The organism is Shewanella sp. AC91-MNA-CIBAN-0169, from assembly GCF_040310165.1.
Lineage (GTDB): Bacteria > Pseudomonadota > Gammaproteobacteria > Enterobacterales > Shewanellaceae > Shewanella.
In genome coordinates this window covers 77,415-104,358 of the sequence record NZ_JBEOPM010000001.1, presented here as the reverse complement: position 1 = coordinate 104,358, position 26,944 = coordinate 77,415, and the positions used below count along the sequence as shown (strand labels likewise).

General features: G+C 42.7%; 20 protein-coding genes. 11 read left to right on the top strand and 9 right to left on the bottom strand.

Going from position 1 to position 26,944, the window contains the following annotated elements; translation table 11 throughout:
• The first annotated feature begins 162 nt into the window (after window positions 1-162).
• The 6 genes from yjjX to AAEY98_RS00450 all read left to right on the top strand — a co-directional run bounded on the left by yjjX (window position 163) and on the right by AAEY98_RS00450 (window position 5,565).
• Window positions 163-735 carry an inosine/xanthosine triphosphatase gene (yjjX, locus tag AAEY98_RS00475; RefSeq protein ID WP_162024272.1) on the top strand — a complete coding sequence of 191 codons (573 nt, stop codon included), beginning with the start codon at window positions 163-165 and terminating at the stop codon, window positions 733-735.
• Window positions 728-1,249 (top strand): GNAT family N-acetyltransferase, encoded by a 522-nt coding sequence (locus AAEY98_RS00470; RefSeq protein WP_192115493.1) that lies wholly within the window; start codon window positions 728-730, stop codon window positions 1,247-1,249. The genes yjjX and AAEY98_RS00470 overlap by 8 nt, the downstream gene beginning before the upstream one ends.
• A 143-nt stretch (window positions 1,250-1,392) precedes the next feature.
• Window positions 1,393-2,433, top strand: coding sequence for an NADP(H)-dependent aldo-keto reductase (locus AAEY98_RS00465; RefSeq protein ID WP_192115492.1), 1,041 nt, complete (start codon window positions 1,393-1,395; stop codon window positions 2,431-2,433).
• 112 nt (window positions 2,434-2,545) lie between these two features.
• Window positions 2,546-3,850, top strand: coding sequence for an aminotransferase class V-fold PLP-dependent enzyme (locus tag AAEY98_RS00460; RefSeq protein WP_351014457.1), 1,305 nt, complete (start codon window positions 2,546-2,548; stop codon window positions 3,848-3,850).
• A 65-nt stretch (window positions 3,851-3,915) separates the two neighbouring features.
• On the top strand, window positions 3,916-4,371 hold the full coding sequence (locus tag AAEY98_RS00455) for a SufE family protein (RefSeq protein WP_182744243.1): 456 nt from the start codon (window positions 3,916-3,918) through the stop codon (window positions 4,369-4,371).
• Between the two features lie 27 nt (window positions 4,372-4,398).
• Window positions 4,399-5,565: a membrane dipeptidase gene (locus AAEY98_RS00450; RefSeq protein ID WP_351014455.1), complete on the top strand. Its 1,167-nt coding sequence runs from the start codon at window positions 4,399-4,401 to the stop codon at window positions 5,563-5,565.
• Window positions 5,566-5,840: 275 nt separating this feature from the next.
• Here AAEY98_RS00450 and cysC read toward each other — a convergent pair whose 3' ends face one another.
• Genes cysC through cobA form a run of 5 tightly spaced genes read right to left on the bottom strand, consistent with a single transcriptional unit; the run spans window position 5,841 to window position 11,539 of the window.
• On the bottom strand, window positions 5,841-6,464 hold the full coding sequence (gene cysC, locus AAEY98_RS00445) for an adenylyl-sulfate kinase (protein ID WP_101086067.1): 624 nt from the start codon (window positions 6,462-6,464) through the stop codon (window positions 5,841-5,843).
• 45 nt (window positions 6,465-6,509) lie between these two features.
• Entirely contained in the window at window positions 6,510-8,234 is a 1,725-nt protein-coding gene (locus AAEY98_RS00440) for an SLC13 family permease (RefSeq protein WP_182744240.1), read from the bottom strand.
• Window positions 8,235-8,237: 3 nt separating this feature from the next.
• Window positions 8,238-9,698, bottom strand: coding sequence for a sulfate adenylyltransferase subunit CysN (gene cysN, locus AAEY98_RS00435; RefSeq protein ID WP_351014453.1), 1,461 nt, complete (start codon window positions 9,696-9,698; stop codon window positions 8,238-8,240).
• A 60-nt stretch (window positions 9,699-9,758) separates the two neighbouring features.
• The gene (gene cysD / locus AAEY98_RS00430; protein ID WP_101086070.1) at window positions 9,759-10,667 is read right to left on the bottom strand and encodes a sulfate adenylyltransferase subunit CysD; all 909 of its coding nucleotides are present in this window, start codon (window positions 10,665-10,667) and stop codon (window positions 9,759-9,761) included.
• A gap of 53 nt (window positions 10,668-10,720) precedes the next feature.
• The gene (gene cobA / locus AAEY98_RS00425) at window positions 10,721-11,539 is read right to left on the bottom strand and encodes a uroporphyrinogen-III C-methyltransferase (RefSeq protein ID WP_101086071.1); all 819 of its coding nucleotides are present in this window, start codon (window positions 11,537-11,539) and stop codon (window positions 10,721-10,723) included.
• A 284-nt stretch (window positions 11,540-11,823) separates the two neighbouring features.
• On the opposite strand from cobA, the gene AAEY98_RS00420 reads away from it, so the two are divergent.
• A complete protein-coding gene (locus AAEY98_RS00420; protein ID WP_242445105.1) occupies window positions 11,824-12,714 on the top strand; it encodes a phospholipase A in 891 nt (296 codons plus the stop codon).
• Window positions 12,715-12,866: 152 nt separating this feature from the next.
• Here the strand turns inward: AAEY98_RS00420 and AAEY98_RS00415 are convergent, their stop codons facing one another.
• The 4 genes from AAEY98_RS00415 to AAEY98_RS00400 form a co-directional block, all read right to left on the bottom strand.
• Window positions 12,867-14,591 (bottom strand): hypothetical protein, encoded by a 1,725-nt coding sequence (locus AAEY98_RS00415; protein ID WP_351014450.1) that lies wholly within the window; start codon window positions 14,589-14,591, stop codon window positions 12,867-12,869.
• A gap of 878 nt (window positions 14,592-15,469) precedes the next feature.
• Window positions 15,470-16,261, bottom strand: coding sequence for a phosphoadenylyl-sulfate reductase (locus AAEY98_RS00410; RefSeq protein ID WP_101086074.1), 792 nt, complete (start codon window positions 16,259-16,261; stop codon window positions 15,470-15,472).
• Entirely contained in the window at window positions 16,254-17,945 is a 1,692-nt protein-coding gene (cysI, locus tag AAEY98_RS00405) for an assimilatory sulfite reductase (NADPH) hemoprotein subunit (protein ID WP_351014448.1), read from the bottom strand. The genes AAEY98_RS00410 and cysI overlap by 8 nt, the downstream gene beginning before the upstream one ends.
• Window positions 17,946-18,024: 79 nt before the next feature.
• A complete protein-coding gene (locus tag AAEY98_RS00400) occupies window positions 18,025-19,815 on the bottom strand; it encodes an assimilatory sulfite reductase (NADPH) flavoprotein subunit (protein WP_351014446.1) in 1,791 nt (596 codons plus the stop codon).
• Between the two features lie 466 nt (window positions 19,816-20,281).
• Here AAEY98_RS00400 and AAEY98_RS00395 point away from each other — a divergent pair, with 466 nt between their 5' ends.
• From AAEY98_RS00395 to AAEY98_RS00380, 4 genes are all read left to right on the top strand, one after another.
• Window positions 20,282-21,811: a Re/Si-specific NAD(P)(+) transhydrogenase subunit alpha gene (locus AAEY98_RS00395; RefSeq protein ID WP_351014444.1), complete on the top strand. Its 1,530-nt coding sequence runs from the start codon at window positions 20,282-20,284 to the stop codon at window positions 21,809-21,811.
• Window positions 21,812-21,822: 11 nt separating this feature from the next.
• The gene (pntB, locus tag AAEY98_RS00390; RefSeq protein WP_101086078.1) at window positions 21,823-23,307 is read left to right on the top strand and encodes a Re/Si-specific NAD(P)(+) transhydrogenase subunit beta; all 1,485 of its coding nucleotides are present in this window, start codon (window positions 21,823-21,825) and stop codon (window positions 23,305-23,307) included.
• A 103-nt stretch (window positions 23,308-23,410) separates the two neighbouring features.
• Window positions 23,411-24,427 (top strand): diguanylate cyclase domain-containing protein, encoded by a 1,017-nt coding sequence (locus tag AAEY98_RS00385; protein WP_351014442.1) that lies wholly within the window; start codon window positions 23,411-23,413, stop codon window positions 24,425-24,427.
• Window positions 24,428-24,773: 346 nt separating this feature from the next.
• Entirely contained in the window at window positions 24,774-26,933 is a 2,160-nt protein-coding gene (locus tag AAEY98_RS00380) for a TonB-dependent receptor (RefSeq protein ID WP_351014440.1), read from the top strand.
• The last annotated feature ends 11 nt before the right edge of the window (window positions 26,934-26,944 follow it).

The window sequence follows — 26,944 nt, the reverse complement described above, 5'->3', positions numbered from 1 at the left end:
TTCATACCAACTAAACAAAATTAATATTTACAACAAGTTACAATTGACGGTAATAAAAGTAACTTCGTCATCAAACCCAAAATGGTTAAAATCCCATACAATGTGGTTAACTTCACCACTGTGATCATCATGGTTAACTCAAACAAAAAAGAACATAACCCTATGCCGACTTCTCCTGCGATACCACAAACGCTAACTATCATTGTTGGTTCAACCAACCCAGTTAAAATCAATGCAGCAAAACAAGCTATTGGACAATATTTCCCTGATGTTCATATTGATTGCACTGGCATGCATGCGCCATCACTGGTCGCAGACCAACCAATGACCGAAGCAGAAACTAAATTGGGTGCCATCAACCGTGCTCAATTTTGCCAAGCCAATGCAAAAATAGTCGATCAACATGCTGACTTTTATGTGGCAATGGAAGGCGGAGTAGATCAGTTTGATCAAAGCCCTGCCACCTTTGCTTACATGGCCATTATCCATAACGACACATTATCTGTTGGTCGAAGCGCTAATTTGCCGTTGCCACTATCAATTTTTAACGCTTTACAAGCAGGTGAAGAACTTGGCAAAGTAATGGACCGAGTATTTAACACTCATAATATTAAACAAAAAGGTGGCGCGATTGGCTTGCTAACTCGAGGTTTAGCCACCCGCGAAAGCATTTATACCCAAGCATTAGTGCTGGCAATGGCTCCCTTTATCAATGCGGAATTATTTAATGACTGAAAATCAGCAAGCAAATACAACCAAGGACGACTTGCAAGCGCCCTTGATTAGAATGTTACAACCCCATGACGATGCTGCATTGGCCGCGGTGATCCGTGAAGTGTCTGCAGAATATGGTTTAACCCCAGATAAAGGTTTTAGCGTGGCCGATAAAACCCTCGACTGTTTAAGTGAGGTGTATCAAGCTGAAGGTTCACAATACTGGGTGATTGAATATCAAGGCAAAGTGGTTGGCGGCGCAGGTATTGCGCCATTAGCAAAAAATGGCGGCGTATGTGAATTACAAAAAATGTACTTTTCTCGCGCTATACGTGGTCAAGGTATGGCAAAGCCATTAACCCGTCAGTGTATTGAGTTCGCCAAACAACAAGGCTATCAATCGATGTATTTAGAAACCACGGCAGTGCTAGTTGAAGCACTAGCACTCTATGAAAAACTGGGCTTTAGCCACTGTCAGCATTTAGGCGAAACCGGCCATGATGCCTGTGAAATTGCGATGATAATGAGCTTATAACGTATAAAACACTCCATTATTATCAGATATCAGCGGTATTAGATTGTTTTTTAAACAGTTTTACTACGACTTTATTATAGCGCTTTGCAATCACCCAAAAGCTTGGTAGCCTCAGATTAAGCACATTCCATAGGAGGATGATCATGGAATATCAACGTATCGCGCATTCTAACCTTGAGGTGAGTAAAATCTGCCTCGGCACCATGACTTGGGGAGAACAAAATACTCAAGCAGAAGCTTTTGCTCAACTCGATTATGCTATTGGTCAAGGCATTAACTTTATCGATACCGCTGAAATGTACCCTGTACCACCTAAAGCCGAAACCCAGGGCGAAACCGAACGCATTATTGGTAACTACCTTAAAGCACAAGGTAATCGCGACAATTTAGTGATTGCCACTAAAGTTGCTGCGCCTGGTGGTAAAGGTGATTACATCCGTAAAGATATGGCTCTTGACTGGCGCAACATTCATCAAGCCGTTGATGACTCATTAGCACGCTTACAAATCGACACTATCGATTTGTATCAAGTGCATTGGCCGGATAGAAATACTAATTTCTTCGGCGAAATGATGTATGAACACGACGACGAAGAGCACTACACCCCTATTTTGGACACGCTTGAAGCCTTAGCGGAAATCATTAAGCAAGGTAAAGTGCGTTATATCGGCATTTCTAATGAAACCCCTTGGGGCTTTATGAAATACCTAAAATTAGCCGAAAAGCACGATTTGCCACGTATTATCAGTGTGCAAAATCCTTACAACTTGCTTAATCGCAGCTACGAAATCGCCATGTCTGAAATCAGTTATCGTGAAGATGTGCCGTTATTAGCTTATTCGCCGTTAGCCTTTGGTGCCTTAACCGGTAAATACGAAAATAATCAGTGGCCTGAAGGCGCACGTTTAACGGTATTTAAACGCTTTGCCCGCTACAACAGTACCCCAATGGCACTGCAAGCGACGCAAGCTTATATCGATTTGGCCCGCGAGTTTAGTTTGTCACCCACCGAAATGGCCTTAGCCTTTGTCAATAGCCGCAAATTTGTTGCCGCTAACATTATAGGCGCCACTAACTTGCATCAGCTAAAGCAAAATATCGACAGCCACAAGGTCAGCTTATCTGACGAACTGATGATAAGAATTAACGAACTATCAGCGCTATATCGTTTCCCTTGTCCGTAGGAAAACAATAACCGCCAGACAAATTGAGCTTATCGCCACAAAACCTTGCAATGGGCATCAAGATCACTGAAGATCTTGATGCCTTTTCTTTTCAATACAGAAACCCTTATTTATGAAGCCTGCATCGTCATCATCGTCTGCCGTTTTATTTGATCATCAAGCATTGCGCGATCAATTCCCGGCACTTAAACAGACCATTGGCGATCATCCTTTGTGCTACTTAGACTCCGCAGCCACTAGCCAAAAACCGCAAGCGGTGATTGATGCGATGACCGAGTACTACCAACTCAACAACGCCAATGTGCACCGTGCGGCGCATCAATTGTCTGCGCGGGCAACTCAGCAATATGAAGCGGTTCGGCAACAAGTTGCTGAATTTATTCATGCCCCGCGTCAAGACGAAATCATTTTTACCCATGGCACCACAGAGTCGATCAATATGGTGGCCTACGGACTGACTTCGCAGATTAAAGCGAATGATGTGATATTAATCGATACCGCAGCCCACCACGCCAATATTGTTCCTTGGCAGGAACTGGCAAAGCGCACTGGCGCTGTGATCAAACCGATTCCGCTGACAATAGATGCGCAACTGGATATAGCCGCTTTTGATCAACTATTAAAGCTTAAGCCTAAACTAGTTGCCCTATGCCATGTGTCAAATGCACTAGGCACATTAAACCCTATCAATGAGCTAGTCGCAAAAGCCAAAGCCGTCGGCGCGTTAACCTTAGTTGATGGCGCTCAGGCCATTGCCCATTTACCTGTTGATGTACAACAAATTGATTGTGACTTTTATGCGTTTTCAGGCCATAAAATGTATGGGCCAACGGGCGTGGGAATTTTATATGGTCGATATACTGAGCTCGATCAATTAACCCCAATGCTCACTGGCGGCGAGATGATCAAAACCGTGAGTTTTGAGCATACTGAGTTTGGTGCGCTACCAAATCGCCTTGAAGCTGGCACGCCCGCTATCGCAGAAGTCATTGGCCTAGGGGCTGCCATTCGTTTTTTACAACAATTGCCTCGCGAGCAAATACTCGCACATGAACAACAATTGCTGCACTACTTACAGCAACAACTGCAACAGCTTGGCGCTATTGAGTTGTATGGTATTGCCAATAATAGTCACCCTGGTGATAGCCGATCTGATGATAAGCACTGCGCTGATGGTCAACGCCATAATATTGGTGCGGTGGCGTTTAATCTGCAAGGTGAACATCACCAAGATGTGGGGATTTTACTCGACCAACAAGCTGTGGCTGTTCGCTGTGGTCATCATTGCGCTATGCCATTGATGGCCAGCCTTAATTTAAGTGGCTGTTGCCGTGCTTCTATTGGCATCTATACTAATAAGCAAGATGTTGATCAATTTATTCATGCACTTAATACTGTAAAAGAGTTATTGTTATAGTATTAAGGTACAACACGCGGCTCCTGATGTATCTTTTCTCTACAACCGAGGTTATTTGAATTACCATGTTAAGTCCAAGCACCACACCTTCACCGCAGTTATTTTCGCCTTTATCGGATGAATTAGTTGAAGCCGTTAACCTCATTGAGCAAGCCAATAACTGGCAAGATAAATACCGTCAGATAATGTTATTGGGAAAATTATTACCACCACTCGCGCCGGAATTTAAACAGGCAGACGCACAAGTTAAAGGCTGTGAAAGCCAAGCATGGCTGTACCATTACACACTAAATGGCCAGCATTTTTATCTGGCCGATAGTGACGCCCGTATTGTAAAAGGCTTAATTGGATTGTTACTGGTCGCCTGCCAAGGTAAAACCACCGGGCAAATACAGCAATTTGATGTAAAACAGTATTTTGATCGTCTCGGATTAAGCGGCCAATTAAGTCCATCTCGTACCAATGGTTTAACTGCGTTAGCGCAAGCCATCGTTGCCTATACACAAGATGTTGGTACCTGAAACACCTGCCAACCCTAAGGAATAATAATGACCCAAAAAGTCTGTAACCAAGCTCGCCGTCATATCTTAAAAGGCCTTGGAGCAGCCACATTATTAAGCCCTTTAAGCTCATTTCCTGCATGGGCAGCTAAACCACGTCGTTTATACATTGATGGTTTATCATTTTTACCGACCGACATCAATGACGTTAAAGCCTCAAAACTCGACGCTTTTATCGCCGATATCTCGGCGATTGAAACCATTGAACAAGCTGATGGCACTAAAAATTACAAACGCACTTATGAAGCCTGCATCAACAGTATTACCCAAGCGGCTAATTCAGTAAAAGCCAATCCAGACGTGTATCTGCAAGGGCTTACAGGAACTGACATTATTAAAGCTAAAACGCAGCAACAAACCGCGGTGTTTTTTCAAATTCAAGGCGCTGATTGTGTTGAAAATGACGGTTTAAGTAATGAATGGCAACAACTAGATAATTTGCATCAACAGGGTTTACGGGTAATGCAGCTGACACATCATTATGGTAATCGTTATGCCGGCGGTGCATTCGATAATAATGGCTTAAATAGTTTAAATACCCCATTAACCGCCGCTGGGCGAGAGCTCATAACAGAGCTTAATCGGAAAAACATTCTTATCGATGTGAGTCACTCAAGCGCCCAAACGGCCCTTGATGCAGTAAAAGCCAGCCAGTCTCCGGTAGTGCTAAGTCATGGTGCTGCGCGCGCTATTGTCAACAATGCCCGTTGTTCACCCGATGAAGTTATCCGTGCCATTGGCGATAACGGCGGAGTATTGGGGGTGTTCATGATGAGTTTTTGGCTCACCAACAAGCCAATTCCAACGATAGAAGACTACATAAAGCAACTTGCTTATATTTCTAAAGTGGGCGGCTTTGATTGCGTAGCCATCGCCAATGATTTCCCACTTCGTGGTCAAGAAAACCTATTAGCGTTAGATAACAATAATAGCGAAGGGATAAAAGAATATCTCCAATGGTGGCACACCTTAGAAGACAAAAATGTATTAGGTTTTGACGTTGAACCCAAGCATGTAGTGATCCCAGAATTCAACAGTATCGACCGCATGAGCCGCATCGACGATGCCTTGAAAAAAGCCCGTTTCAAATCTACCGATCGCGATCGTTTTATGGGTGAAAACTGGCAAAGAGTGCTTAAACAGGTGTTAGTGTAATGCACCATATACCCAAACGACCTTCGGTCTGCTAAAGAAAAGATAACAAGCAAACGCTGGCTTGTTATCTCAGGGATAGGGGAAGCTTCGCTGCTAAGATTTTATAGCATCTAGCCGCGAAGCGTCCTAGTACCTAGCTGCGCAGAGATCTAGTATCTAGAAGGAGCGAAGCACCGCCCTCTGGCGAGCTTGCGAGTTCCTAGAACCTATCTCTTAATCTGGCTAAGGTATTGATAAAATAATCAACCCTTTTTATGTAGTCGACTTAGGGAAGTTTAAATCCCTGCACCAGCAATTTCTCTTGGCGGATTAAGTACATCAATCGCTTTTAAGTAAGCTAATAAACCATGTACCTGAGTATCAAGATCGCCTTTGCTGGTATCAATGGTTAATTCTGCTGATTCTGGCACTTCGTAAGGTGATGAAATACCGGTAAAGTTAGTGATCTCTCCCTTGCGAGCTTTAGCATACAAGCCTTTCGGGTCTCGCGATTCACACACACTCAATGGTGTAGACACATGGACTTCAACAAACTGACCTTGTGGGAATAATGCCCGGACGCGATCACGTTCTTCACGGGTTGGCGAGATAAATGCCGACAGCACCACTAAGCCAGAATCAACCATTAACTTAGCCACTTCGCCAACACGTCGTAAGTTCTCATCGCGATCGTCAAGGCTAAAGCCTAAGTCTTTACATAGACCATGTCGAACGTTATCACCATCAAGTAAATAGGTATGAAAACCATGCTCAAATAACGCCCGTTCTAATGCACCGGCAAGGGTTGATTTACCCGAGCCTGATAATCCCGTAAACCATAACAATACTGGGTTTTGGCCTTTTTGGGCGCCACGGGCAGCTTGGTCAATGGCATGTTGATGCCAAACAATATTACTCATCACTACTCCTATCGAATGGTTGTTACACCACACTAAAATTCTTTGTTAAAACGGGAAGAAATACGGGATCGAAAAAATAACCACTAATGAATATACGATGGATAACGGTAAACCTAAGCGGACAAAATCGCTTAATTTATAGTTACCGGCATTAAATACCATCAGATTAGTTTGATAGCCGTAAGGCGAAATAAAACTAGCGCTTGCGCCAAATACCACCGCCATAATAAACGGCCGAGGATCGACGCCAAAACTGGTCGCGACCGCATAAGCGACCGGGAAGGCAAGTGCTGCAGCGGCGTTGTTGGTTATCAGCTCAGTGACAATTAACGTAATCAGGTAAATCCCGACAAAGGCGGCAAACACACCATAACCATTAAACACACTCAATAAAGTTTGCGCCATGACGTCTGCTAAGCCGGTTGCGACCATTAAGTTAGCTAAGCCTAAGGCACTGCCTACAATCACCACCAGTTCTAGCGGGAAGCGACGTTTAAGCTCACTTAAGGTTATCGCGCCAATCGCCACGTAGCTGAGTAATAATAAAACTAAGCCTTTGGCTAATGGTAATAGCTCAAAAATGCTCGCCAAAATGGTTAGTGCAAACCCAACAAGTACCCAGTTACCGCGTTTTTCATCTAAACGCACGCTTAAGTCTAAGCCGCTAACGGCAGCAAAGTCGCTGGTTAAATTAGGGCACTTAGAAAAACGATCGCCTGGCGTGAGCAGTAACACATCACCGGGTTGTAAAACCACATCGCCGAGTCCACCTTTTAACGGTATATGACCACGACGAATAGCCATCACGGCTGCATCAAAGACTTCACGAAAGCGCGAATCTTTTAAGGTTGTGCCAACCAAACTTGATGATGGCGCTAATACCGCTTCAACCAAATTTTGGCCTTTAGCATGCTGCTTACCAAACCACTCTAAACCATCAAACTGATGCAATAGCTCAACCGACTCAACAGCGCCACTAAAACGCAAAACGTCATCGGCTTGCAGCACCATTTGTGGTGGCACAGGGCAAATACGTATACCGCTGCGTTCTAATTCAACTAAGTAGAGTTTTTTAAGTGCGCGCAAACGGTTATCAATAACACTTTTACCCACTAAAGTAGAGGTTTTAGCAACATGAGCTTCCAATAGATAAGGCAATGCTTCATCTTCGGACTCTTCACGTCTATCGGGTAAAAAATTAGCCATAATGGTCAACACGACTAAACCACTTATAACAACTAATGCGCCAACTTGTGAAAACTCAAAAAAACCCAGAGGTTCAAGACCAGCATTTTCAACAAATGAGTTAACAATCAAATTGGTAGAAGTACCAATGAGCGTAAGCGTGCCACCGAGGATTGCAGCATAGTTTAATGGCAACAATAACTTAGAAGGAGCATGCGCTTGATTACGACGCACAACGCCAATTAACGATGCTACAACAGCTGTATTATTGGTAAACGACGACAACAACGCCGTCGATATACCTAACTTAGCCAGGGTAGAAAATAACGAGCCTTTCCCTATCACTTGGCTTAATTTGCCCAGTAATGAGGTTTTCTCGAGTGCTGTGGCAGCCAGCACCAACAGCACTAAAGTAATTAGTCCGTTATTAGTAAAGCTGCCAAGCGCTACATTTAAGTCAACTAGTCCGAGGATATAACAAAGTAATGAAGCGAAAAAAAACATGGCGGCCGGTTTTGCAAGCCCAGCAAGAAGCCCACCGACCAGTGCTAACAAGATAATCGCTAACAACCATATTTCGCTCATTATTTATTTTCCAAGTACGCTAATATCACGAGCATTCCAATGCGGAAAATGCTTACGCACTAACGTATTAAACTCGACTTCAAATGCACTAAACTCAGTGTTGGTTTGCTTATCGCCTTGATGTCCACTGACAACCATAGCCGCTGCTACGGTAGCATTAGATAATCTGTCGATTAAAATCATGCCGCCAGTATCACGCACCAAGCTGTAAGCGTCTAACACAATCGATTCAGTTAAATCTAACTTAACTCGGGCAATGGTATTTAAACTTAATGAGCTTGCTGCACTGCGCTCAAGCGTGTTCACGTCAGTAATGTATTCAATTTCGCTCACGACGGCTTGAGTTTTCTTACCCGCGACTTTCACATCATATAATTGACCGATCTGTAATGGCTTTTCATCCATCCACACCATATCGGCAACAATATGGTTAGCAACTTCTGGTGCAGTTATAGGGTGAGCCAATAAATCACCACGTGAAATATCAATCTCATCTTCAAGGGTAATCGTAATAGCTTGGCCTGCTACAGCTTCTTGCAAATCACCATCAAATGTCACAATACGCTCGATTTTACTGCGTTTGCCTGATGGCAATGTAACTAATTCATCGCCCACTTTAATGATACCTGACGCTAATGTGCCAGAGAAACCACGAAAATCTAAGTTAGGACGTAATACGTATTGCACTGGGAAACGAACGGGTAGATCGCTCAGTTCACGCTGGGTATCGATAGTTTCAAGTAACTCAAGTAATGTGCCACCTTGATACCAATCACACTGCGTACTGCGGTTAACCACGTTGTCGCCATTTAAAGCAGATAACGGTACATAGTGAATATCTAAATCACCGCCATTTTCTGTATCACAAGCACCTTTAACAAATTCAGTGAAGTCAGCTTGAATTTTTTCAAATACAGTTTGATCAAAACCGACCAAATCCATTTTATTCACAGCAACAACAAAGTGACGTAAACCTAGTAACGATGCGATAAAGGCATGGCGTTTAGTTTGGGTTTGGACACCATAACGTGCATCAACCAAAATAACCGCTAAGTCACAGGTAGATGCGCCCGTTGCCATGTTACGAGTATATTGTTCATGACCTGGAGTATCAGCAATGATGAACTTACGTTTTTCACTGGAGAAATAACGATACGCCACGTCGATAGTAATACCTTGCTCACGTTCAGCTTGTAAACCATCGACCAATAACGCGAGATCAATGGCTTCACCAGTAGTGCCCATCTTCGCGCTGTCACTTTTTAGACTCGCTAACTGATCTTCATAAATTTGCGCACTGTCATGCAGTAAACGACCAATTAAGGTACTTTTACCATCATCAACACTGCCACAAGTTAAAAAACGCAGTAAGCCTTTGTTTTGTTGTAAGGCTAAATATTCTTTTACACCGTGCAGCTGGATCTCTGCTGCCATACGGTCGGTATTGATTTTTGCTTGGTCCATAATCTTTCTCACTCAAATTCATTCGCATGCTGGGTTGATAAAACAACCATGTTCAATTGTTTAGAAATAGCCTTGACGCTTTTTCTGCTCCATTGACGCACTTTGGTCAGAATCAATTAAGCGACCTTGACGTTCACTTGAACGAGTTAATAGCATCTCTTCAATAATTTTTTCTAAGGTGTCAGCTTCTGAAGGCATCGCCGCAGTTAGCGGATAACAACCTAAGGTTCTGAAACGAACCCGTTCAACCGATTCAACATCACCTTCTTCAATAGGCATACGGTCATCATCTTTCATGATTAGCTGACCACCTTTGTTTACTACGGTGCGTTGTGCAGCAAAATATAACGGCACAATCTCAATACTTTCTTGATAGATGTACTGCCAAATATCGAGCTCAGTCCAGTTAGATAAAGGGAATACTCGAATGCTCTCGCCTTTATTGACCGCGCCATTATAAGTGCGCCACAACTCTGGACGTTGGTTTTTAGGATCCCAACGGTGGTGTTTATCACGGAACGAATATACCCGTTCTTTGGCACGAGACTTTTCTTCGTCACGTCGCGCACCACCAAAAGCAGCATCAAAACCATATTGATTTAAGGCTTGCTTTAAACTTTGTGTTTTCATAATGTCAGTGTGCTTGGCACTGCCATGAGTGAATGGGCCAACACCTTGTTCAACACCTTCCTGATTGGTATGAGTCAGTAACTCAAAACCAAACGCTTTAGCTTGCGCATCACGAAAGGCTATCATCTCTTTAAATTTCCAACCCGTATCGACATGTAATAACGGAAATGGAATTTTACCCGGGTAAAAAGCTTTGCGCGCTAGATGCAGCATCACCGATGAATCTTTACCTATCGAATACATCATGACAGGATTACCAAACTCAGCTGCTACTTCACGGATAATCTGGATGCTTTCGGCTTCCAGTTGTTGTAAATGGCTTAACGAACGGCCTGCCATGATTATTCTCCATTACCTAATATTGCTGCAGAGCAGCGGGTTAAATTATTCGACTACAGCGCTTTCGCGACTGTGTCTAAATCTGTTTTTTGTTGCGCAGTGACGGGATCAAACCAATTTAAGCTGTCAGCTAATTCAACAACCTCACCAATAATCATCAGCGCAGGCATCTGTAAAGCAGGATCTGCGGCTAATTGAGCCAGCTCACCTAACTTACCAATAAACCGCTGTTGTGATGAGGTGGTCGCGTTCGACACAATGGCCACTGGCGTATCAGCACTTCGGCCGGCGTTGATTAAACCATCACTAATAATATTGGCATTTAATATGCCCATATACACCACTAAAGTATTGTTGGAATTAGCATAACCCTGCCAATCCATAGGGCGACTCGCTAACTGGCAATGACCAGTAATAAACGTGACACCTTGAGCATAATCACGATGCGTTAACGGAATACCTGCATAAGCGGAAGTGCCACTGGCAGCGGTAATTCCAGGCACTACTTCAAAAGTAATACCGGCTGCAACTAAGGTTTGTAACTCTTCACCACCACGACCAAAAATAAACGGATCGCCGCCTTTTAAACGCACCACATTTTTACGGGTAAATGCTTTAGTCACTAATAGCTGATTAATTTCATCTTGAGCAGCGCTGTGTTTACCTGCGCGCTTACCCACAGCAATTTTTTCAGCGTTGCTGGGGATCAAATCTAAAATATCTTGGCTGACTAATGCGTCATATAACACCGCATCAGCATGCTTAAGAATGCGATAGGCTTTTAGTGTTAGCAGCTCAACGTCGCCTGGACCGGCGCCGACTAACCACACTTTGCCTTTGGCTTTTTGCCCTGGCATAGAGACTAACTCCATCACATTTACCTCAAGATATTTGACCATGTTCAAATATAGCGTTTTCTATATTCCATATACAATAGTTAATAGTTAGTTTTTATAACTAAATAGAATATGAGGCGGTTTGTTCGCAATTTAATCTATTTGACATGCTAATACGTATAGAATCCGCCGTTGAAATGAAAAGAATTGTTAACTTAATTCGACAAAGCTCTGCCAATTGATAACAATGAGCACTGAAAAATACTGAAACTAAGAATTACACTAAAATTAAACCTATAATTATGCTTATGGATGATGCAATGATAAAAAGCACTCAATATCTTGGACTCTCGTTATTATTACTTGGCTATAGTACCCTCGCCCTTGCAGAAGACTCCTTAGTCGATGAACGTGTAAAAGGAGAACTCGCTACATCTGAAAAGCCGTTTGTGATCACGCCACACAAAGCTAATTATCTGCTTCCAGTAACCTATCAAACCAGAACCAACGCATTACCCTTTGAAGTTAAATACCCAGACGAAGATTTCGCAATCGATAATCTAGAAGCAAAATTCCAAATCAGTTTTAAGTTTCCAGTTTGGTACAATGTTTTTGGTGATAATGGCCATTTGTTCTTTGCCTACACCAACCAATCGTATTGGCAAGTCTACAACGAAGAAGCTTCATCTCCGTTTCGTGAAACCACACATGAACCTGAAGTGTTTATGTTATTCAATAATGATTGGAAAATTGGTGGTTTTACCAACTCATTCTTAGGGTTTGGTGCTGTGCATCAGTCTAATGGTCAAACCAACCAATTATCACGCAGTTGGAACCGAATATACGGCAGTGCAGTATTCGACCGTGGCCCTTTCGCACTCGGACTTAGAGTGTGGTGGCGTATCCCTGAAGATGAAAAAGAAGATATTAATTCAGCTAAAGGCGATGACAATCCAGATATCGACAGTTACATGGGTAACTTCGAACTGACTGGAGTGTACGGTTTAAATGAGCATCGCTTTACCATGCTACTGCGTAACAACTTACGCGATACCAATCGCGGTGCAGTTGAATTTACCTGGAGCTACCCGATTATTGGTACTTTACGTGTTTATACTCAATATTTTAATGGTTACGGTGAAAGCTTAATTGATTATGACCATCATAATCAGCGTATTGGTATTGGTATTGCGTTAAATGACATTCTGTAAGCTAGATAATTAATGTCTTTAATTCATTAACATCGACAATTAGCTGTAATCGATTAACGCAACAATAGAATGTACAAGACATAAAAAAGGTGACCATTTGGTCACCTTTTTAGTTTCATTAATGTCGTATTAGCACAGTAACGTTAATGAAATTATTTAGCACTCGCTTTAGAATTTACTTTAGAACCAATTACTAAGCCCTTATCTGTAAAGTCTACCGACATCTGTAAACGCATGTCGTAGTCTTTTAACATCAGCAATTCTTCTGGCATTGGTTCGCCACTCATTTCTGCCATATCAACTAATGGAGCAAACATTTTTTGGTAATCGACAGACAAGTCAAAGAAACCATTAGATTCAAGTGGTTGCTTATACATCAAATCAGCTAACTCAGTACCCCTGTCGCCAGTATAAGCAACTAAATGACTACCTTTGATGGCTAATTTTGCACTAACCCCAAATTCAGGTGGCAACATTAACATTGGAGTTATATCGACTGGATCGCCATTATCTTTCAAGTCCACTTCTGCAAGCGGTGGATAAAACGGCTTCATCATATCCACTAACATCATCGGTTTTTCAGCCGACACGCTTATTAATGCATCTAGTTTTTCGAAACTAGCTTGGCCATTCTTCTCTGTTAACTTGTAATCCGCTAGTGTCACACTAATGCCTTTAACGCCATTAGCCATCCCCGTCATCATGCCAAGCATTGCTGGATTTAACTCGCTTAATTCTGATTGCATTTGAGCCAATGCAGCACATTGATATTGCGGTGTTTGTAAATCTTTCCACACTTCGTTCAATGCTGGTGCGAGTTGATTAACATCAATACCGAGTGAAAGTGATAAAATATTATCATGACCATTACTGGCAAATGATGGCACAAAGCCACGCATTTTATTCAATGCAGACAAAATCACCTGGTTATTACTTTCAAGCACAACAGCAGCATCAATGGTACTTTCTTCACGAGTGATAGAGTATGAATTTAACCCCATTACACTGCGCGGCCAGTTAGCAGCAATGGCACTTAATTCAGTTTGACACACGGGTGTTTTCATTTCAGCAAAAGGATCTTCACCCTGAATCTCAATCATTTTGGTCATTTGCTTGGCCAGCATATTACCGTCAGTCGACGTTAACCCTTTAACCAATTCAACATGATTAATAAAGCTAATACTGTCTTGCATAAAACCATGAATATTAGCGATGTCTTGCAACAGGGTGGTTTCGCTAATTGGATGCTCAACTTTCTTTTCACCCAAGGCGGTTTCAAGCAATTCAGGTTGATTAAATGACGTATTCAAGGTCACAGTTAACCAGCCATCTTTAACAGAAAATACGATCTCAGCGTGTTCTTTCTCATCAACATCAGTCAATGTATAACCGCGATATTCAACAGATCCAGATTTGCCCATAGTATGAGTTAAGCCACTTTCCTGCTCGGCGCGATCTAATTCCGCCCAAAATGCTGCAGGATTGCTGATCTCAACTTTCATGACCGGCAATGCACCCAAGGTATAAAAATAACTCTTGATTGAATCAGGTAAGCCGTAGGTGGATAGTAAGGTTTCAGGCTCAGGCAACACGGTCATGTATTGCTTGTATAAACTGATAAAAAAGCGCTCTTGAGCTGATGAACTATCATCTAGCGACAGCATTTTATCCAGATCATAAGCTTGATAATTACCTGCAATGCTATACAGATAATCTTTTAACGGAAATGGAACTAACTGCCCAGAAAACGCTAATGTATCTGCTGGAATATAGTCCAACATAGGATCATTTTTAACGACTGACGTCCCTTGTTGCGACAGAAAATATCCACCAGCACCAACAGCTAATACCACAGCAGCAATTGCCATCTTATTCATCTATAAACTCCAATTTATATTATTGTTAACTCTTCCTTGAAATGAGTTAGCGTTTAAACATTTATCATCTTTTTGGGATAAGCATTATCGATTACACCGATAAACTGCGGATTAATTTAGCATTAAATGTTAATAAGCGCATTAGATGTTACCTTTTGGGGGATATTTATCCTGAAAACTGCACTTGTAAAAAACCAATACGCCAAAAAGACAGCTTATTATCTAACGAGTTTTGAGAGGGAATTTGACGAGAATAAAGTGAAAATCAAAAAGCATTAAGCCGGAAATAATTCAAACATCTGATCTCCCGATAACTCAAACCGCTGAGTTATCGGGAACAATCAAACAGATTGCTTATACGCTAACAAGTCAATCAATGTGCTCGAGGATGCGAGCGAAGCTTTTGAAGGTACGTGGATTGCAAAAACAATCCCAAAACGTCAACAAAAACCGTCTACAGGAACTTCTAAATCTAGACTATTATCGGCACTGATGCATGAAAATTTAAATAAAATTTAATTATTTTCAATTTACACATAAAACCAGTAGCTCAATTCAATGCACAACTAATTATTTAGGAGGACAAACCAACCTCAACCTGCCCTTGTTAATTATAACGTTGCAATGTCTGACAACATGCTAACAAACAGGCTTGGTGATAATTTGGCTGCATGATATTACAAACCGATGAGGTAAAAGCAGTTTATCTCATAATTCAAACTTATGAATGACAAGAATAAAACAAATTAATGAAAAAGAACAACGTCGAATTTAAGACAAAATAGAGGCTGATACGGGAGATAATGAAAGCCTTAAAATGCATTCATCCGCAATAAATTGCGGATGAATGGAGTACATTATCTAACACCACTTCACAACTAGATATCGAAGTGCAAACCACATTCTCGTTGTAAGCCATTAAAACGGGTTTCTTCTTCAGACATACCTAACTCAAGTGGTTTGCTTGAGTGAGTATCACCTACCGACACATAACCTTGTTCCCATAATGGGTGATAGGGCAAGTCATGTTCCGTTAAGTACATGTGCACGTCTTTGTTGCTCCACTCAATGATGGGTAACAATTTAAAACGTTTGCCACTAATGGCTAAAATCGGCAATGCTTCACGGGTACTAGACTGACTGCGACGCAAGCCTGCAAACCAAGTACCGACATTCAATTCAGCTAATGCACGCTGCATAGGCTCAACTTTATTGATGCGGTTATACTTTTCTAAGCCATCGATCCCCTGCTCCCACAGCTTACCAAAACGCGCTTCTTGCCACGCCTGGGTTTGACCCGCTTGGTACACTTTAAGATTCAGGCTTAAACGCTCGGTTAACTGATCAATAAATTGATAGGTCTCAGCAAACAAATAGCCAGTGTCGGTTAAAATAACCGGAATATCGCTTTGCGCTTGAGTCACCATGTGCAACATCACCGCACCTTGAATACCAAAGCTAGACGATAACGCATGATCGCCCGGTAAATATGCTAGACCCCATGCCACTCGTTGTTGCGCCGTTAAGCCTGCTAAAAACAGGTTAATGTTTTCAAGCGCTGCGATTTGCTCAGCTTTAGGCGCTAATAATAACGCCTGCAGTTGAGCCGGAGTAACTGAATGATCGACGGCCGCGTCAGTTGACGCAGTCGTTACCACTTCATTAGGCATGAAAATCCTTAGCGGCGTCTATAACCGCCTTCACTACGCCAATGCGTACAGTGAAGTTACCAAAGGTTTCGCCCGCATCGCGCTCTGTGGCGTAGCGACCAAATAAGGTATCCAATTCAGCTAAAATTTCAGCTTCTTGAATGTTTTCTTTATGCATTTTATTTAAACGCGTGCCTTCAAAGCTGGCGCCTAAATACAAGTTATAACGCCCAGGTGCTTTACCCACTAAACCAATTTCAGCTGCAAATGGACGGGCACAACCGTTTGGACAACCTGTCATGCGCACCACGATTGATTGCTCGCTAATGCCGTGTTTAGCCTGTAATGCATCGATGTGATCAATAAACTCAGGGAAGTAACGCTCAGCTTCAGCCATCGCTAATGGGCACGTTGGTAATGCCACACAGGCAATTGAATGACCGCGAGTACCGCTTAGCACTTGGCCTAATAAGCCGTGCTTACGCGCTAAACCTTCGATCTCAGCTTTATCTTGTGCAGCAACACCGGCAATAATCATGTTCTGATTAGATGTCATACGGAAATCGCCTTTATGGATTTTGGCAATTTCACGTAGACCAGTTTGCAAGGTTTGACCTGGCATATCTTTAATACGGCCACTTTCAATAAATAGCGTTAAGTGGAACTTATTGTCGATACCTTCAACCCAACCATAACGGTCGCCGCGATCGCCAATGACCACCTCACGCTTAGGTGCAAATTTAACCCCAGCACGTTTTTCAACTTCGGCTTTAAATGCATCAAGACCATGGTCAACAATGGTGTACTTTAAACGCGCACGTTTACGCACAACACGATTACCCCAGTCACGTTGAACCGTCATTACCGCTTCGGCAAACTTGGTGACGTCATCCGTTTTAATAAAGCCCAAGTCGTCAGCTAAACGTGGGAAAGTTTCAACTTCACCGTGGGTAGAACCCATACCGCCACCAGCAACCAGGTTAAAGCCAATTAACTCGCCAGCTTCTGCTACCGCAATAAAACCAAGGTCGTTGGTATACACGTCTACATCGTTATGTGGCGGAACCGCAACAGCCATTTTAAATTTACGTGGCAAATAGGTTTTGCCGTAAACAGGTTCAACCGTTTCGGTGCCTAATAGCTTTTCTTCATCTAACCAAATCTCAGCATAAGCGCGAGTGTGTGGTAATAGATGATCAGATAAATGCTTTGCAACCGCATAAGCCTGCGCATGTAACTTAGATTCAACCGGGTTTGGATTACACATCACGTTACGGTTTACGTCACCACAAGCGGCAATAGAATCAAGGGCGGCGCGATCAAGACCTTGGATCAAGGTTTTTAGATTACGCTTAGGAATGCCGTGGTATTGAAACGTTTGACGCGTGGTTAAACGAATGCTGTTTGAGGTGGTCAGCGTAGATGAAATTTTATCCACTTCTAACCACTGCTCAGGAGTACAAATACCACCAGGTACGCGGGCTCGTAGCATGAAGCTATGCAGTGGCTCTAGCTTTTGCTCTTTACGTTCATTACGTAAATCACGATCGTCTTGCTGATAAAAACCGTGGAATTTGATCAACTGCTGATCGCCATCGCTAAACGATCCTGTCACTTGGGTATCTAAACCCTCTTTGATATCGCCGCGTAAATAATCACTGTCGATTTTTAAGTATTCGTTTAACGCTAACTTTTGCTCACTCATGGCCTGGGCCTCTCTTAATTCTGTTCAATTCATTAGTGCGATTGGGTTGCTAGATTTGGCCCAACAACCGAGGTCGAATTTAGTACACGTCTTTTTGGTAGCGTTTTTCACTACGTAGTGTTTCAAAGTAAGCTTCTGCGTCATCAGCGCTTAAGCCACCTTGTTCAACCGCAATATTCACTAATGCTTGGTGTACATCTTTTGCCATGCGTTCTGCATCACCACAGATATACACATGTGCGCCATTTTGTAGCCACTGCCACAACGCTTCGGCTTGCTCTGCAATGCGATGCTGAACATACACTTTATGAACTTGGTCGCGCGAGAAAGCGACATCTAAACGCGATAAATCGCCATTTTTAAGATATTGCTGCCACTCAACTTGGTATAAGAAATCTTGTTCAAAATGCGGGTTACCAAAGAATAACCAGCTGTCACCTGACACTCCGTCAACCACACGTTGCTGCATAAAGGCGCGGAAAGGCGCAACACCTGTACCAGGACCCACCATGATGACCGGTGTGTTTGGATTTTCGGGTAAACGGAAATGGTTATTAGACTCAACATACACATTAACTTGTTGGCCTTCTTCGGCCGAGGCTAAGAAATGCGATGCCCCACCAAAACGTGCTTGGCCTTGACGTTCATCTTCAACTAACGCCACCGTCAAGTGTACTTCAGCTTCCACTTCGGCCTGGCTAGAGGCAATTGAATATAAGCGTGGCGTCAATGGACGTAACATATCAACCAATTGCACCGCGCTAACCTTGGCTGGATATGCTGCGACTAAATCAGCTAACTGATGCTTAAGAATAAACTGTCTGGTTTGTTCTTTGTCTTCACAAATGGCTGCAAGTTCAGCACTTCCACTTAACTCAGCCCATGTTTTCACTAGGCCTGGGTATAACTGAGTTAATTCTTTCTTGTCAGTTAACGCCGCTTTTAATGATAGTGACTGTTTCGACACGGTGACGTTGTCGTCTGCAGCTAAACCGAGCGCGGCGATAACTTCATCAACAAGCACTTGATTATTACTAAACCACACACCTAGCGCATCACCGACCTGATAAGTTAATCCTGACTCGCCTAAATCAATTTCAACATGGCGGACATCACGATCAGAACCTCGACCAGTAATTTTTTGGCTTACCAGTACTTCTGCTGTATAGGGGTTTTGCTTGGTATATTCGCTTTCACCCGCAACAGATGCAGTACCAATAGAGACCACACTGGCGCTTGAGGCTTGAATGTACGGCTTAACAGCCTCTACAACACTGTCCTGCCATTGTTGTGAAATATCTTCATAGTCGACATCACATTCTACCAACGGTAATAATGATGTTGCCCCTAATGCACTTAAACGCGCATCAAAGTCTTTACCTGTTTGGCAGAAGAACTCATAACTTGAATCACCTAGTGCTAGCACAGAATAATGTAGCTTATCTAATTTAGGTGCACGCTTTGAGGCTAAAAACTTGTGTAGTTCAATCGCATCATCAGGCGCTTCGCCTTCACCATGAGTACTAACAAGCAATAACAAGATGGTTTCTTGTTTTAGCTGGCGGACATTATATTCGCCCATAGAAGCTAAATTTACTGCGTAACCTTGCGCCTGCGCTTTAGCGGCTAGCTCTTTGGCTACGCCACGGCCATTGCCCGTTTGGCTACCGTATAAAATCGTAACTGTTGGTGCGGCACTTGTCTCTGCTGTCGTCTCGACACCGCTTTGACCTTGGTTAGCACTCGCAGCGAGATAACCACTGACCCATGCAAGTTGAACTGAAGATAATTCTGATGTGAGTTGCTTTAACTTATCGACTTGTCCTTGAGACAATGGTGATGCTAAAGCTGAAAGTTCTTTTAACAACATAAGACGGCCTTATAACAGTGTAATGTGGACTAGCTTACTCCTACGGACAAAAACCAAAAAAGAATAAAAGATGATTTTTTATTCCATTTAGGAATATGCAAAGATGTTTTTTTAAGCTACAAAAGTGTGGCGCAGTTAAAAGTTTTTAAATTACCTTAATTTAAAACCCTTTAATTAGCCTAAAGGCACTTGTACCGAACATGCCTCATGTCGCAAGCTAGGAGCGCCAATTAACTGATGAATAATTATCAGGTTGATTGTTCTCTGAGTAAAACGACATGCAAATATAATGTAACTGTGTCAACGTAATGCCATTGGCTAAATAGTTTACCCGACTTCAATGGTCATATGCTGCTCTTTTTCTATCTTCAAAGTGCAGCATGTGAGGCAGAAATACTCAAACGGAATGGTCTATTGATGGGGAACAACAATAGACGGTCTTTTTATTAACCATCAGGAAACAGTCATGCAGATTGGAATACCGAGAGAAAGTATCGAAGGTGAAACTCGAGTCGCCGCGACTCCAGCCACTGTGGTACAGCTAATAAAACTCGGCTTTAGTGTGGCAATTGAAGCACAGGCAGGTGTGAAGTCGAGCTTTGATAATGCTGCATTTGAAGCCGCTGGGGCGGATGTGGTCGACAATGTATACGACGCTGACTTTATTTTTAAAGTGAATGCACCGTCCGATGACGAAATTGCCAAAATGAAACCAGGCACAACGTTGGTGAGTTTTATTTGGCCAGCCCAAAACCCTGAGCTTGTTGAAAAGCTATCAAGTCACAATATTACCGTGATGGCGATGGACATGGTGCCACGCATCTCACGCGCCCAATCACTCGATGCCTTATCATCGATGGCCAACATTGGTGGTTATCGCGCAGTGATCGAAGCTGCCCACGAATTTGGTCGTTTCTTTACCGGGCAAATTACTGCAGCAGGTAAAGTGCCACCAGCCAAAGTGTTGGTTATTGGCGCAGGTGTAGCCGGACTTGCTGCTATTGGCACTGCGGGCTCGCTAGGGGCCATAGTGCGCGCATTTGATACTCGCCTTGAAGTGGCTGAGCAAATTGAGTCAATGGGCGGTAGCTTCTTAAAGCTTGAATTTGAAAACAATGAAGGCGGCTCGTCTGACGGCTATGCTAAAACCATGTCAGAAGAGTTTATTGCTGCTGAAATGGCACTGTTTGCCGAACAAGCCAAAGACGTCGACATCATCATTACCACCGCATTAATTCCTGGTCGTCCTGCGCCAAAGCTGATCACCAAAGACATGGTCGATACCATGAAACCGGGCTCAGTGATTGTCGATTTAGCAGCAGCAACTGGCGGTAACTGTGAATACACCGTCACTGGCGAACGTTTTATTACAGAAAACAGCGTAAAAGTATTGGGTTATACCGACTTACCCGGTCGTTTACCGGCGCAATCGTCACAACTTTATGGCACCAACTTAGTCAACTTGATGAAGTTAATGTGTAAAGCCAAAGACGGCAATGCAGTGCTCGATTTTGATGATGTGGTCATGCGCAACATGACCGTGACTCGTGGCGGCGAAATTACTTTCCCACCACCGGCAATTTCAGTGTCTGCGGCACCGCAAAAACCAGCAGCGAGTATCGAGCCAAAAGCGGCCAAAGTTGACAAAGTACCGTCAAAACTTAAATACATTTTAGCTGTGTTAGGTCTAGCCGGTTTTGCTGCAGTGGCGTCAGTTGCGCCCGCTGAGTTCTTATCGCATTTCACCGTGTTCATCCTATCGTGTGTGGTGGGGTATTACGTGGTGTGGAATGTGTCGCACTCATTGCATACGCCGTTAATGTCGGTCACTAATGCTATTTCAGGCATTATTGTGGTCGGGGCGTTATTGCAAATAGGCCAGGGTTCAGCATTAGTCACGGCGCTTGCGTTTGTCGCGGTGCTTATTGCCAGTATTAACATCTTTGGCGGGTTTACCGTCACTCAGCGCATGCTGAAGATGTTCCGTAAAGATTAAGGAGTCATATCGTGTCTCAAGGACTGGTTACAGCATCTTATATCATTGCCGCGGTGTTTTTTATTCTCAGTTTAGCTGGGTTATCAAAACAAGAAACTGCTAAAAATGGTAATTTATTTGGCATTATTGGTATGGCAATTGCGCTTATTGCAACCATACTCAATCCTGCTACAAGCGGCGTAGAATGGATTATTCTCGCCATGGTCATTGGTGGATCGATTGGTATTCGCTTAGCATTAAAAGTCGAAATGACTGAAATGCCAGAGCTAGTCGCGATTTTGCACAGCTTTGTGGGTCTAGCTGCGGTATTAGTGGGCTTTAATAGCTTTATTGATATCCAACCACACGAAGTGTCTGAAATTGTCGTGGTCATGGGGCAAGACCTCAACACCACCCTAGAAACCGCAAAAGCTGCATTTGCTGAAGCAAGCAAAGCCCAACAAACTGAGCATCTAACCGGTGCCATGCTTAACATTCACTTAGTGGAAGTATTTTTAGGCATCTTTATTGGTGCAGTCACCTTCACAGGCTCTATTGTGGCGTTTGCTAAGCTACGTGGTTTGGTTTCATCAAAAGCACTTATGCTACCTCATCGTCATAAATTAAATTTATTGGCCGTTGTGGTGTCGTTTATTCTAATGGTGATATTCGTTCAGGCGGGTGGTGCAGTGACACCAATCATCTTGATGACCTTAATCGCGTTTGCATTTGGTTGGCATTTAGTCGCATCAATTGGCGGCGCAGACATGCCAGTTGTGGTTTCAATGCTGAACTCATATTCAGGCTGGGCAGCGGCAGCAGCAGGTTTCATGTTATCTAATGACCTTCTTATTGTTGTTGGTGCGCTTGTGGGCTCATCGGGTGCGATTCTGTCTTACATTATGTGTAAAGCCATGAACCGCTCGTTCATTTCTGTTATTGCCGGTGGTTTTGGTAACGATGCTGCAGTATCAACTGGCGATGACACTGTGGGCGAATACCGCGAAACAACCGCAGAAGATGTCGCTGATATGCTAAAAGCGTCAGACTCAGTCATCATCACCCCAGGTTATGGTATGGCGGTGGCTCAAGCGCAATATCCAGTAGCTGAAATCACTAAAAAGCTGCGCGCGTTGGGGATAAAAGTTCGCTTTGGTATTCACCCTGTTGCAGGGCGTTTACCTGGCCACATGAACGTACTATTGGCAGAAGCTAAAGTGCCTTACGATATCGTGTTAGAAATGGACGAAATCAACGAAGACTTTAGCAGTACTGATACCGTGCTCGTCATTGGCGCTAACGATACGGTTAACCCAGCGGCGATGGAAGATCCAACGAGCCCTATTGCTGGCATGCCGGTGTTAGAAGTGTGGAAAGCGCAAAACGTGATTGGCTTTAAACGTTCAATGAACACAGGTTATGCCGGTGTACAAAATCCATTGTTCTTTAAAGACAATACCCAAATGTTGTTTGGCGATGCGAAGGACAGTGTAGAAGCAATCCTTAAAGCCTTATAAATCAACTTGTGGCAAACAAAACACCAGCAATCAATGCTGGTGTTTTTTTGTTTAATAACCCGCTAAACTGGGTCCATTGGACTTAAAGGATTTTCAGTTATTCATGGAACAGCAGGATATTATTGCTCAATTACAGCTTGAACTAGAGCAGCATAAGCAGAAAATCAAGCGACTAGAATACGAGAATAATCGGCTTACATTGCTCAATAAACGAGTAAACGAGCAACTCAACGCTACGCTTGATGGCACTGGTTTATGTCTATGGGAGCAACATATTCCCAGCGGAAACCTGACTATTTTTAATCAACAGTGGGGCCATCTGCTCGGTTTTACCCGTGAAGAGTTACCGGCCCATATCAGCAGCTGGAAAAATAATCTCCACCCGGAAGACAAAGACTGGGTGATACAAGCCTTTGAAAGTCATGTAGCCGGTAATGCTGAAATTTATCAAGCCGTGCATCGCATGGTGCACAAAGATGGCACTGTGGCTTGGGTGTCTGACCGTGGGCGTATTATTGAATATGGTATTAACGGTGAACCGCTTCGTATTATGGGCACTCATATTGATGTCACTCAAGAAAAGCGCTACGAACAAGACTTAGCCAAACTAGCTCATCGTGATCCGTTAACTAATTTACTCAATCGAAATGCACTCATTGCTGCCTTTGAACAAGGAAAAAGCACTCACAGTACACATCATGGCGCGTTATGTTTTATCGATTTAGACGGCTTTAAAATTATTAATGATCATTTAGGCCATCGATATGGCGATAGTTTATTAATCCATATTGCCAACGATATTGCGCAAATATGCGATCAACTGTTTAGCACTGTAGACTCAACACAAAACCCACTTCATCATGTGGCACGTTTTGGTGGTGATGAGTTTGTCATTTTAGTTCATTGCAATGATGTGGAACGATTAACAGCATTGGCTAAAACCTTGCTGTCACACTATCAACATCCTATCGAATTGGAGGGTGAAAGCATTAAAGTAGGCCTCAGTATTGGCATCAGCTTATTTGATGAATTAGACGAGTTCACTAATGTTTGTGAGCAAGCCGATAAAGCCATGTACAGCATTAAAAAACACGGTAAACATAATTTCTTATTTTGGTAAAATTTGCCTTGCCCCCTCAGATAAGACGATATTAATAATCGACAAATCATTCCCACCGACAGAATTTGACATAATCAAATTGATGTTAATTTACTGTTCGACCTTACTGTTGTCAGCTTGAATTTTAATTAACGTTATCAAAGTCAAAATCCAACTCAACAGTTTGTATTCACGATAAATTCAATAAAACACCCTGAATGTTCAAAACATATAATTCGTTTTCAATACAAAATTAAGCAATTATTTTTGTTTCAACTACTTAATCATCGTAATTTTTTTGTTAAAAACACGTTAGGTTATAGTTAACGAAAATTAGAAAGCGATAATAATATTACAGGGGAAAAGTATGAGCAGAAGTAAGCTTTTTTTTCAGACGACACTCGCACTCGCCATTGCAAATTCATTGGTTGTCACAAACCATGCTTATGCGCAGGAGGCAGAGAATGCCGAAATGGAAAAGATCGTTGTGACTTCTCGCGGGCGAGTGGAAACACTGCAACAAATCCCAGACTCAGTCACTGTCATAAATGCTTCTGAAGTTGCCCAAGCAAGAATAGAAACAATCAAAGACTTTGCCGCCCTGACACCTAATCTTGATGTATCTAAAAACTTTCGATCTGGTTTAAATTTCATCACCGTTCGTGGCCTAATAACTCCTCAAGTAGGCGAAGCTCCAATTGCCTATGTGGTTGATGGAGTGACCGTACCCAATTTAGAATTTATAAACCAGGGATTGCATAACATTGAACGCATTGAAGTACTAAGAGGCCCTCAAGGGGCACTCTATGGAAAAAATGCTATCGGTGGAGCGGTTAATATCATCACTAAAGCCCCAACCGATGAAACTGAAGGTTCAGTACAGGCATCATATGCCGAAGGGAATGAAGTTAAGCTAAATTCAGCCTTGAGTGGCGCTGTCATTGAAGACAAACTTTATTACCGTATATCTGCAAACTATCGCGACAGTGATGGGCAAATAGATAATGCTCACTTCAACGAAGATGTCGACTTTGTTGACAGCGCATATGGCTTCCAAGGAATGCTTCACTATTTGATGACTGACGATACAGATATCACTTTTCGAGGTAACTACTCCAACAGTAGACAGGGTAGTAATTATATGGCGAGGATTTCCGCCGACGAGTTAGAAAATTTTAGTATTGAAAACGATAGCAATGCAATCGGTGAAGATATTTCAGAAATGTGGTTTTTATCCTCTAAACTGGAAAGTCAATTTGACCTAGGTAAATTGGTGGTAGTGCTTTCTGCAAATGATTCAGATATTGAGTTTTTTGCTGATGGTGATTTTACTCACTCCGACGCAAGCGAGGAAAACTTTTATTTCCCAATAACACAAATCAACCCGATAAAAGAAAGTTCAGAGAATCTCGAAGTGAGATTTGTCTCAGAGAGCAACGATGGATTTAGTTGGGCCTTAGGCAGTTTTGCAGAAACAAAAGACAGGTATGTTTCATATGACCAGGTTATTGATGTCACACCAACAGAACTTGTGACCTACAATGATGTAAAAGCACTAATGGCTTCAGATCCTTCTCTGGTATTAGAAGGTGAAAAAACAGTCCTAGACAGTTACGCCTATGCCTTTTTTGGGCAAGGTAATTATGATATTACCGATGATTTAGAGTTAACATTTGCATTAAGGTATGACTCAGAAACACGCGAAGCATATGATGAACGCGATAAAGCGGCATCAAAAGCCGAACAAACCTATAGCCAACTCCAACCTAAAGCCTCACTTGCTTGGCAATATACGCCCGATGTTTTACTTTACACCACCTATTCAAAAGGCTTCAGAAGTGGTGGTTTTAATGAATACTCACCTACCGTCAATCGTCAATATGATAAAGAAGTGTCCGACACAATTGAAATTGGCTCTAAAACAACTTGGCTTGATGACACCATTTGGTTAAATCTAGCGGCCTTTAGAATTGTTCAGCAAGATGCTCAGTTTACGCGTTTAAACCCGTCTACTTTCACCCTAGAAAACTTAAATATCGATGAAGTGATCATTAATGGATTAGAACTAGAGTTATCTGCCAATGTGACTGAAGACATTAAAGTGTCTTTTGGGGCTGGTTATATTGATAACGAAATAACTGAAAATAAAGGAACTGACATCTTATCAGGGCGTGATTTACAAGAAACTGAAGGTGGTACAATGCCTTACGTCTCTAAGTTTAACTTTAATGGCTCTATTACTCATTACACTGAATTACATAAAGACTGGTTACTAAGCTCACGCTTAGCATTTAACACTGTCGGGCCAAGAAGCTTTGATATCTACAATGATGATACCGGAGAAACAGACTCTCACACCTACCTCAACGCTAATTTCACCATCAATAATGAGTCGTGGTCAGTTTCATTGTTTGCCAACAATATCTTAGATGAGCAATCTCCAGAAACAGTATTCCTATATAACCCATTAATTCGCATGCAAAACAGCCCTCGACAAGTTGGGGTTCAAGCTAAGTATTCATTCTAGGTTTTAGGGTC

Coding starts and splice junctions, on each gene's coding strand:
- AAEY98_RS00465 (WP_192115492.1), top strand. CDS start 1,393: ATGGAATATCAACGTATCGCGCATTCTAACCTTGAGGTGAGTAAAATC.
- AAEY98_RS00420 (WP_242445105.1), top strand. CDS start 11,824: ATGATAAAAAGCACTCAATATCTTGGACTCTCGTTATTATTACTTGGC.
- AAEY98_RS00415 (WP_351014450.1), bottom strand. CDS start 14,591: ATGAATAAGATGGCAATTGCTGCTGTGGTATTAGCTGTTGGTGCTGGT.
- AAEY98_RS00380 (WP_351014440.1), top strand. CDS start 24,774: ATGAGCAGAAGTAAGCTTTTTTTTCAGACGACACTCGCACTCGCCATT.
- AAEY98_RS00400 (WP_351014446.1), bottom strand. CDS start 19,815: ATGTTGTTAAAAGAACTTTCAGCTTTAGCATCACCATTGTCTCAAGGA.
- AAEY98_RS00460 (WP_351014457.1), top strand. CDS start 2,546: ATGAAGCCTGCATCGTCATCATCGTCTGCCGTTTTATTTGATCATCAA.
- cysC (WP_101086067.1), bottom strand. CDS start 6,464: ATGAGTAATATTGTTTGGCATCAACATGCCATTGACCAAGCTGCCCGT.
- yjjX (WP_162024272.1), top strand. CDS start 163: ATGCCGACTTCTCCTGCGATACCACAAACGCTAACTATCATTGTTGGT.
- cysI (WP_351014448.1), bottom strand. CDS start 17,945: ATGAGTGAGCAAAAGTTAGCGTTAAACGAATACTTAAAAATCGACAGT.
- AAEY98_RS00440 (WP_182744240.1), bottom strand. CDS start 8,234: ATGAGCGAAATATGGTTGTTAGCGATTATCTTGTTAGCACTGGTCGGT.
- AAEY98_RS00470 (WP_192115493.1), top strand. CDS start 728: ATGACTGAAAATCAGCAAGCAAATACAACCAAGGACGACTTGCAAGCG.
- AAEY98_RS00410 (WP_101086074.1), bottom strand. CDS start 16,261: ATGCCTAATGAAGTGGTAACGACTGCGTCAACTGACGCGGCCGTCGAT.
- AAEY98_RS00395 (WP_351014444.1), top strand. CDS start 20,282: ATGCAGATTGGAATACCGAGAGAAAGTATCGAAGGTGAAACTCGAGTC.
- AAEY98_RS00455 (WP_182744243.1), top strand. CDS start 3,916: ATGTTAAGTCCAAGCACCACACCTTCACCGCAGTTATTTTCGCCTTTA.
- cysN (WP_351014453.1), bottom strand. CDS start 9,698: ATGGACCAAGCAAAAATCAATACCGACCGTATGGCAGCAGAGATCCAG.
- cysD (WP_101086070.1), bottom strand. CDS start 10,667: ATGGCAGGCCGTTCGTTAAGCCATTTACAACAACTGGAAGCCGAAAGC.
- AAEY98_RS00450 (WP_351014455.1), top strand. CDS start 4,399: ATGACCCAAAAAGTCTGTAACCAAGCTCGCCGTCATATCTTAAAAGGC.
- AAEY98_RS00385 (WP_351014442.1), top strand. CDS start 23,411: ATGGAACAGCAGGATATTATTGCTCAATTACAGCTTGAACTAGAGCAG.
- cobA (WP_101086071.1), bottom strand. CDS start 11,539: ATGGAGTTAGTCTCTATGCCAGGGCAAAAAGCCAAAGGCAAAGTGTGG.